5 protein-coding genes are annotated in these 8,934 nt (G+C 68.6%); 2 read left to right on the top strand and 3 right to left on the bottom strand.

Translation table 11 applies throughout. The annotated features are described in order from the left end of the window. Window positions 1-465: 465 nt before the first annotated feature. Window positions 466-624, bottom strand: coding sequence for a hypothetical protein (locus OHA64_RS49025; protein ID WP_405606273.1), 159 nt, complete (start codon window positions 622-624; stop codon window positions 466-468). 615 nt (window positions 625-1,239) lie between these two features. Between OHA64_RS49025 and OHA64_RS49020 the strand changes: the two genes are divergently transcribed. Beyond that, window positions 1,240-1,380 (top strand): hypothetical protein, encoded by a 141-nt coding sequence (locus OHA64_RS49020; RefSeq protein ID WP_405606275.1) that lies wholly within the window; start codon window positions 1,240-1,242, stop codon window positions 1,378-1,380. 1,070 nt (window positions 1,381-2,450) lie between these two features. After that, window positions 2,451-2,672 (top strand): hypothetical protein, encoded by a 222-nt coding sequence (locus OHA64_RS49015; RefSeq protein ID WP_405606277.1) that lies wholly within the window; start codon window positions 2,451-2,453, stop codon window positions 2,670-2,672. A 694-nt stretch (window positions 2,673-3,366) separates the two neighbouring features. On the opposite strand, the gene OHA64_RS49010 is transcribed toward OHA64_RS49015, so the two are convergent. Both OHA64_RS49010 and OHA64_RS49005 read right to left on the bottom strand, forming a co-directional pair. Then, on the bottom strand, window positions 3,367-5,757 hold the full coding sequence (locus tag OHA64_RS49010) for a Helicase associated domain protein (protein ID WP_405606279.1): 2,391 nt from the start codon (window positions 5,755-5,757) through the stop codon (window positions 3,367-3,369). A 162-nt stretch (window positions 5,758-5,919) separates the two neighbouring features. Beyond that, the gene (locus OHA64_RS49005; protein ID WP_405606281.1) at window positions 5,920-8,934 is read right to left on the bottom strand and encodes an AAA family ATPase; all 3,015 of its coding nucleotides are present in this window, start codon (window positions 8,932-8,934) and stop codon (window positions 5,920-5,922) included.

Genomic DNA, 8,934 nt, shown 5'->3' with positions numbered 1-8,934 from the left:
CCGCAGGAACGACGCGCCGACGCTACGCGTCGGTAACCGTCTCCGCTCCGCGGAGACGCGGTCCCTCCGGGACCGTTGATCCGCTCCGCGGATCATGAGGGGGGACGTCGGTGCAGTGTCCCGATCGCTCCGCGATCGCGCCTCCTCCCCGACTCTTCTAGGTTTGTAAGGCGCAGCTTTGACTGTGTGTCAGCTTGTTGAGTGAGCCGTCCACTCCGTGGCCGACTCCTCTCTGGCTGCAAGAGCGGCTGGTTCCGTCTCGGGGTCGTGTTGATGCCTCGTCGGGTAAGTGATCAGCCAAGTGCTTCGAGGCTCTGGTGTTTGGGTGCTTCCTTGTCTGCAGAACTTTGGTAGATTCGAGTTCTGCCTCTCCCCCGCTCTTCGTGTTGGTGCGGACCCCCGACTCCATCGCTCATGCCCTGCCTACGCCGGACATGCGGCAGGAGTTCTGGCGGCAGTTCAACCTCACTGCTCTTCCCGGGCCTTAAGGCCCTGGGTGAGAAGTGGGTCAAGGTCATCGAGGAGTTGGAGGCCGCTGTCGAACGCGGCCGTGAGCTGCACGCCTTCCAACAGGAGCACGGCGGCCAGTGCCGGAGCAGTACGCGATGTCAGCGAGCTGATCACGGAGAGCCGGGCGCCTGAACCATGTACCGGCTCTATATGGACTCCCAGATCCCATGCCGTCTACCGGGATCTGCCTCACAAGGCCCGCGCGCGGGTCGCCCAGTTCCTCTTGGACTCGGCCACCCCGCGCCGCCACCGACCCGTACGGAGACATCGACGACGGCGTGATGTGGCTGTGGGCCGCCGGTGACCTCGCCGTTGTGCTTCTGATCGGGGATCAGACTCGCACGGTCACCGTTTTGAGCATCGCCTACGCGGGACTCGAATAGCCTTCGTTCAGGGCGCCGCGGGGATCGTCTGGTGGAGATCGAGGGACTTGTCGTGGCGAACTGCCCACACGCCGGTTTGCCTCAACGCTCGGTCTGGACAGCGGACTTGGGCCCACTCGGTCTGCGAAACTGTGGAGGCGTACTGCGCACGTGCCAGCAGTTGGCGCAGCGTCGCGTCCCGCGACGTCCCTTTCCGGGCACCGACCGCGGCCAGGGCCTTCACCGCACACCACGGCAGGCGGACGTTGGTCTCCGTACGGCCAGACACCGGGCCAGTATCGGCCAATCCCCGCATACCCGTCGCGCGAACTCGGCATCCTGGCCTCCCGCTTGGCCACTGCCGGGCGTGTCTCAGACTGTCCAGGCGGTCCGCGTCGCGGGACAGGCCCCGGTGCGTGATGCAGGCCCGCGACGACATCACGCGGGCCAGTTGCCGGGCTTCGTGCTCGTCGCGCACCACCATGCGCTGGAACTCCAACTGCGGTGACAGGGCGGCCAGTTCGGGGCAGGGATGCACCGATCCCGTACAGGGCGCGCAGCCGTCCCGTGGTGAAGAGCGGGATGCCGTAGGCGAAGTCCCGCTGACGGGCCGGGTGTATCCGGCCCGTCCGTCTCCTCCCCAACCCCTGGGCACGGCTTCCCGGACGTCACACTCGCCGTCCGCCCGCCGTCTTCGCGAAACTCTACGTTCGTCATGGCACTTCCAGCACACCGCGTGCGGGATTGCCGTGTCGCCTCGTCTCTCCGAGGAAGCCGGACCGCGCCGATTGGTCCTGCTCACCGTCTGCCGGTTCCTGCAACACGACGCGGAGGACGCCGGCGCCGACGAGTCCGCTGTACTGTCGTCCCTCGTTCAACATCGTCTCCTTGACGAGGAGATGCTCGCCCGAGCGCTCTTCCTGGGCCCCGCCACAGCGGCGAACCCGGGAAGCCGGCCACGCACGTTGGTCCTCGGTGATGCGGCAAAGGTGGTGATGGCACCCTCGGCCTAGCCAGCCGAAGGGCTCGCCGTCGCTCCCGGCCCGGTCACACATACGTGCCCGGCCCAGGGCCCAGCGTGGGACGTCGGCCGGCGCAGAGGGCGTGCGGCGCTACTACTGCGCGATCCGGGCACCCGCCGGGGCCTTCGCACCGGCTCGGGATCGGCGCGAAGGCCCGCCCCACCATCGTGCGCCCTGCCCCCGGGCACGGATGTTCTGACGCACCGCGGAGCCGCAAGCGCTCCGGAGCCGCCTGCCAGACGCAGCGACAGGCAGCACGGGGCGGCTGCGCCTGACAGCCGTCACGCGCAGCCTTCGGAAAGATCCCTGCATACCGCACGAATATCTCGCCGTCCGCGTCAGCGGCACGCCGAATTGAGACACGCCTCACAATCCAATACGTAGGGGCTCCGTTCCCGCCCGAAGAGGTTAGGACAAAACGGGCTGATCGCCCATGAATTACTCTCGCAGGCCGCGATCAAGAAGCCGGTATTCGCCACGGTGAAGGGAATGCAGGGCGACTGCGGGTAAACTCGTCTCGTAGCTTTATAAATCCACAGAGAAAGGCAGTGCCGCCATGGCCGACGACGAGATCAATTCCAACGAGTCGGCCGAGGACCCGATCGTCGAACCGGCCGAAGAACCGGCCGGGACGCCGCCCTCCATTCCCGACACTATGTCGTGGTACGAGGCGACGTACATGACCCTGGCGATCGCCTACTACGGAAGCCACACCATCCATGGGGTGTGGCTGCAGATGCAGGAACAGCTCTTTCCGCTGGTCCAGCCCTTCCTGTAGGCCCGCGGAGCCCGGTACCACGTGATCCGTGGGTCCAGGCTCCGCGGCGGTCTCGGTCAGTCCCGGGAACTTTCAGCGAGCAGCTTCACAGGCTCCCGGGTCCGGACGCAATCCAGATCAACCAGACCGGATCCGAAAATTTGGTTCCTGCCAAATCTTCGGACTCTGTCATTCTACGCGCTGCGGGAGTGGTGATTCCACTCCCGCAGCGCGTTTCTTGTTTTCGAGGTTTTCGGGATGCGCACGTCGGCCATCTTTCGTTTCGCTGCGTTCGCCTGAAAATGGTGAATCAACTTTTACGGTTCCGGCGCCTTCAAAGTTTCTGCCTGCCGCTCAAATCGGCCCGGATGCCGTTTCTCCATTTTTCCGATCCGGCGGAACATGAAAAATCCAGAACTTCAAAAACCGAAGCCCGGCCGGATGGAGGGTTTTCGGAAACGGAGATTTTCCAGACGAGCGTGGGACGTGCGTCTGACGGCATCGGGAGCAGGCTGGCGTGGGGACGTCCCGGCGGGGCACCGCGTACGTGGACCGATACGGAACCGGTCAGGGCTTCCCGGGTCCATCTCTCCACCGGTCCGGCCGACCGGACCGTGAGCGTCCCGCACCCGGCCGGCCCGCTCACACCGGTTCGGCGAGGGGGCTTCGGGGATGCTGCGCGATGCTCTGGAGTGAGCACAGGGTGGCGCCACGGTCAGGGGCGGGGGCTCGAATCGATGCCGTGCTCGGCAAGAGTGGAGGACAGCAACTCCACTTGGCTGGAGAGGAGTTGGCCAGCATTCAGTTTGGTGCGGGTCTTGGCGAGCCAGGGCCCGATCATGACGCGCTCGCCGTCGACCTCGATCCACTCGCGGGCTCCGGGCGCGCGACCCCACCGCTCGACGAACAGGGCGAGGATCTCGGCGGTCTGCGCGAAGCTGCGCCGCCGTGGTGTACCCGGTAGGCCCGTCTCCAGGGTGACGCGGTCGGGGGTGAGGCCGATGCGGGCAAGCAGGTCGCGCTGGCCGGGATCGAGCCGGTCCCAGTCGGTGAACTGGCGGTGCAGCCAGCTGCCCGCCTTCACCCCGTGGATGACCGTGTCGCGGGACAGGGTGCTGGGGTGGGTGCCGGCTTCGAGGTGGCGGCGCAGCAGGTGGTACTTGCGGTGCCAGTCGGGGCCGTGCGGGAGTTTCCAGTCCGGGTCGAGGGCAGTGAGCTGGACGTCGCGGTCGGGGGTGAGGCGGTCTTTGCGGGCGGCGGCGCGCTGGTCGGCGAGGAACTGGCCGCCGGGGGCCTGGGCGGGGATGGCGAGGTGGCCGTGTTCGGCGTGGAAGGCCTCGACTGTGGCCAGGTGGCCCTGCCAGGTGGCCTCGTGGTCGTCCCAGATCATGCCGAGGGCCTCGAGCTCGGCGATCCAGCTCTGGTCGAGGGCTCCGGCCTGGTGGGCGGTGCGCTGGCCGGTGATGAAGCTGCCCAGCCGGTAGCCGTAGGCGTCCTCGTAGTCGGCGCTCACGCGCAGGTGGCCGTGTTCGGCGTGGTAGCGGACGGCGGCGGCGAGTCCGGCGCGGCGGGGGGCGGACAGGACGGCGCCGCTGGAGGGCCACACCAGCAGGTCCAGGGCGCGGGCGATCGCCGAAGGGTCGAGGGTGTGGTCGAAGCGGAAGCGGCGGGTGATGTAGGTGTGGGAGTCGCGGGCGGGATGGGTGTTCTTGGCCCGCGGAGCGCGGGCGGCGATGGTCTGGTCGTGGTGGCGCAGGGCGGCGGTGACCAGCCAGAGCGCCTCGTAGGGGGTGCCGAGCAGGTCGGTGGGGTCGGCGCCGGGCGGAATGTAGGCAGGGACGACGAGGCTGGCCGTCTTCGTCTTGAGGGTGGGAGGTTTGCGCAGGGCGCGGCCCAGGGCCTGGACGATGCGGCGGACGCTGGCGGTGCGGTCGGCGAAGACGACGCCGTCGACGGTCGGCAGGTCGACGCCTTCGCCGAGAACCTTGGCGTTGGCCAGCACGCCTCGCTCGGCGTCGGTGAAGCGGGCGATGGTGTCGGCGCGCCGGCGGGGGCTGTGGGTGCCGTCGATGGACTGCACGACGACCTCGCCCGCCCAGTCGGGGCGCAGTTCGTCAGGGAGGGTGCGCAGGGTGTGGGCGAACTGGCGAGCGAAGTCGGCGGCGTCCGCGATCTGTTGGAAGTAGACGAACACGTGCCGTAGGTCCTGCTCGCGCATGGCCTTGAGGATGGCCAGGTGCAGGGCGGTGGTGCGGCGCGCGGTGGGCCCGGTTTCCGGGTCGGTGAGCGCGGTGCGCAGTTCGATGTCGGTGACGGTGGGGACGACGAGCTGGTAGTCGGCCAGGACGCCGTCGTCGATGGCGTCGGCGTGGGTGTAGGTGTGCAGGCGGGGGCCGAAGATCTTCGGCTGGTCCATGGTCGCCAGCAGGGATGGGTCGTCCCAAGCCGGTGCGGTGGCGGTGGTGCGCTTGGGCTGCGCCCTGGTGGTGGGCGGTTCGGTCAGGCGGGGGGCTTCCCACACATACGGGGTGGCGGTGAGGTAGAGGCGACGCTCGGCAGGGATGCGCTCGTTGTCGTGCAGCGCAGTCCAGTTCTTCTCCCAGGTGCCGGCCGTGGCGTGGGCTTCGTCCACGATCAGCAGGCCGAAGATGGAGGCGGGGAAGATCGCGGAGTGCTGGGCCTCTTCGATCTTGGACAGCGAGTCGTAGGTGAAGAAGACCGTCGCTTTGGGGTGGCGGGCGAGCCAATAGGCCAGGTACTCCCCCGCGTTGGCCGAGTCGACCTCGGCCTCGGCGAGGAGCGGGTGGGATTCGGCGCGCAGCGAGGAGACGGTGATCATCGGCTCGCGGCGGCCGTCCGCGCGGGCGGCCGCCGCCCACTGCGCGACCAGGTCCAGGCTGGGTACCGCCACCGCCAGGTGGCGCACGCCGAGTTCTTCGGCGACGCGTAGTGCGAAGAGGGTCTTGCCGGTGCCGCAGGCCGAGACGGCATGCCCGCGGGTGCGCGGGCGGCGCAGGTGGCGGACCGTACTAGCGAGGCCCTCTTGCTGGTCCGTACGCAGGACCAGACGCCCGGTGTGTTCTGTGGCGGTGGGGCTGGCGGTCATCGCACGGTTCCTCGGCATACGTGAGGGGCTGGCTCGCGGTCATTCTCGCGTATAGCGGGGGTTCGGTGCAGCTGGTCTCTATCACCTGGAGCCCAAGGCCTTGGTGTCATGCGTTCCGGTCGGCGGGTGGCCGGGTGCGTGTCCTCGTGTTCTGCCATGCGGTCATTCGGCGCCTTCGGTCAGGTGCGTGAGGGTGGAGCCGTCGATGTGCTTGGCGATGTGCAGGCGCTGGGTGATGCGGCGGCGCAGTTCGGGGACGTGGCTGATGAGTCCGACGGTGCGGTCGTGGGCGCGCAGGGAGTCCAGGACGTCGAGGACTTGGTGGAGGGTGTCTTCGTCGAGGGTGCCGAAGCCTTCGTCGATGAAGAGGGTGTCCAGTGCCTGGCCGCCTGCTTCGGCGGTGACGATGTCGGCCAGGCCCAGGGCGAGGGCCAGGGAGACGTAGAAGGATTCGCCGCCGGAGAGGGTGTCCGTGTGGCGTTTGTGTCCGCTCCAGGCGTCGAGGACCTTGAGGTCCAGGCCTGATTTGGCGCCTCGAGCGGCTCTGTCGTCGGAGTGGACGAGGGTGAAGCGGTGGTGGGACATGCGTGACAGGCGGGTGTTGGCGGCGTCGACGACGTCTTCGAGACGGGCTGCCAGGACGTAGGACTCCAGTTGCATGCGGAGCTGGTTGCTGGGTGAGCCGCCGCTGATGAGGCCGTGGAGGTGATCGACGGTGCGGTAGGCGTCCTCGAGTGGTTCCAGGCGCTGGATCTGGGTGTCCAGCTGAGCGGTGAGGGTGGCCAGGGTGGTTGTCCGGTCGGCGGCCTGGGTGGCGAGGGCTGCCGTGCGGGTGTGGGTTGTGGTGGCGGCGTTCAGTTCGGTGACGGCGTGCTCGAGGTCGGCTGGTGGCTGGGTGATGGCTGCCTGCAGTTCGGGTTCGGCGAGCCGGGCGGTCAGTACGAGGCGCTGTTCACGCCAGTGGGTGATCTCTTTGTCGATCGCGGTGAGTTCGTCGTCGGGCAGGCGGGCGGACGAGGCTTCGGCCGGGGAGGTGAAGCCTGCCGCGTGCGCTGCCTGCTCTGCGAGAGCGGTGGCGCTGTGGCGGTCTGTGGCGGTTGTTGTCACTGTGGCCGCGCACGCGGCGGCGGCCTCGAGCCGGCCGGCGTGCTGGGTGAGGTGGGTGATGCGATCGGCGAGTGAGGCGTGTCCGTTGAGGGCAGTTGCCAGGCGGTGGGTGAGCTCTTCGCGCTGGGTGTGCAGGCTGTCGTAGGTGGCGTCGGCGGCGCCCATGCGTGCGGTTGCGGTGTTGCGGGTGTGCTCGGTGTCGGCCTGTTCTTTTTCCAGGAGGGCGAGTTGTTCGCCGGCCGGTCCGGCGTCGGCTGCCTGGGAGAGGGCGTCGGCGAGGTGTTGTTCGAGGGCGGTGCGGTGGGCGGTGAGGTCGGTGAGGGGGATGTTGCCGCCGGCTTCACCGCGTGCCGTGGCGGCCTGTTCGTTCAGCTGAGCCAGGGCCTCTTTGGCCGTGTTCTCGCTCTGCTGGGCGCGGGTGTGGGCGGCTTCGGCGGCCTGTTCGTCGGCGGCGGTGGGCTGGCCGGGCTGGGCAGTGGCGGGTGCGGGGTGGGTGGGGGAACCGCATACGGGGCAGTCTTCGCCGTCGACGAGCCGGTCGGCGAGCTCGGCGACGATGCCGTCCGTGCGGCGGCGCCGGATGTCGACGTACGTTTTCGCGGCTTGCGTGGAGTCCTTCTCGGCCTGGCTGAGGACTTTGTGGGCGGCGCTGACCTGCTGGTCGAGCGCGTCACGGCGCCTGGCGGCTTCCAGCTGCTTTTCGACGAGGTTGAGGGTGGGGGTGAGTTCGCGGCTGGTTTCCTGCGCGCTGCGGGCGGTTTCCAGGCGTGCGGCAAGGTCAGTGCGGCGTTGCGGAAGGGCGTTGAGCCATTCCTGGGCGTCGGTGAGGGTTTCGGTGAGTTGCTGGCGCTCGCGGTCGAGTGCGGCCAGTTCTGCAGTGTGGCGCTGGAGGGTGGCCTCGTCGGGCAGCAGTGCCTGGACGGCGCCGGTGTCGGCGTGCAGCTGCTGGGCGGCGTGAGTGAGGCCTGCGGTGTCGAGGGATGCGTGTTCGGGCGGCAGCAGGGCGCGGGCGCGGCTGTCGTCGTCCAGGGCACGGGTGTGCTCGCGGTCGGCGGTGTGTGCGGTCTCCAGGACGGAGTGCAGTTGTTGGGCTTTCACGGCGCGGTCGCGGCGTTCGGCGAGGTGGTCGTGGTGGGTGGCCTGCTCGTGGAGCAGGTCGAGGTCGTGTGCGGTGGTGCGGTGGGCCTGCTGGAGACGGTGGAGGTCGCGGACGGCCTGTTCTGTCATGCGGGCTTCGGTCAGCTGCTGCTCGGCGGTCTCGGTGGCGGCGTCGGCGGCGTGCTGGCGGGTGAGGGCCTGGCGGTGCAGGGCGCTGGCCCAGGCGCGGGCGGGTGCGGTGAGGGTGGCGGGGTCGTCGGCCCGGGGGGCGTTCTGGGCCGGTTCGAGGTCGTCGCCGGCTGCCTGCTGGATGCGTTCGGCCAGGCGCAGGACGTCGGCGCGGGCCTCGTCGCGCGTCTTGGCGGTGAGGGTTTTGCGGTGGGCGAGGAATTCTTCGATGAGGCCGAAGCGGCGGGTGCCGAAGAGGGTGCCGAGCAGGACCCGGCGTTCGGATGCGTCGGCGCGCAGGAACTTGGTGAACTCGTTCTGCGGGAGCAGGACGACCTGGCAGAACTGCTGGCGGGTCAGGCGCAGGAGGGACTTGATCTCTTCTGCGGCTTCCTTGTGGGACTTGATGATGCCTTCCCACCGGCCGTGTCCGTTTTCGTCGAGGACCCACTGGTGCAGGTAGGTTTCGGCCTTCTGGTCGACGAGCTCTGCGCTGTTGCGCAGGTGGGGTCGCTTCTGGGCGGGGATCCTGCGGATCTGCAGGCGCTTGCCAGCCAGGGTTAATTCCAGGGTCACTTCGGTCAGCAGACCCTCGGGAGCGTGATCGCTGCGCAGCCGCATGTTGCGTTCGTGAGGCGGCAGGCCGTAGAGGGCGAAGCAGATGGCGGCGAACAGGGTGCTCTTGCCGGCGCCGGTGTCACCGTGCAGAAGGAAGAGGCCGTCGGCGGACAGGGCGTCGAAGTCGACGGTGTGGCGGCGGGCGAAGGGGCCGAAGGCCTGCAGGCGCAGGGAGTGCAGACGCAT

Source organism: Streptomyces sp. NBC_00076 (assembly GCF_045041235.1).
GTDB lineage: Bacteria > Actinomycetota > Actinomycetes > Streptomycetales > Streptomycetaceae > Streptomyces.
The sequence above is the reverse complement of the archived record's forward strand: the minus strand, read 5'-3'. Positions and strand labels throughout refer to the sequence as shown.

Bases quoted from the DNA above. Each gene is read 5' to 3' on its own strand.
- OHA64_RS49015 (WP_405606277.1), top strand. From the start codon at position 2,451: ATGGCCGACGACGAGATCAATTCCAACGAGTCGGCCGAGGACCCGATC.
- OHA64_RS49010 (WP_405606279.1), bottom strand. From the start codon at position 5,757: ATGACCGCCAGCCCCACCGCCACAGAACACACCGGGCGTCTGGTCCTG.
- OHA64_RS49005 (WP_405606281.1), bottom strand. From the start codon at position 8,934: ATGCGTCTGCACTCCCTGCGCCTGCAGGCCTTCGGCCCCTTCGCCCGC.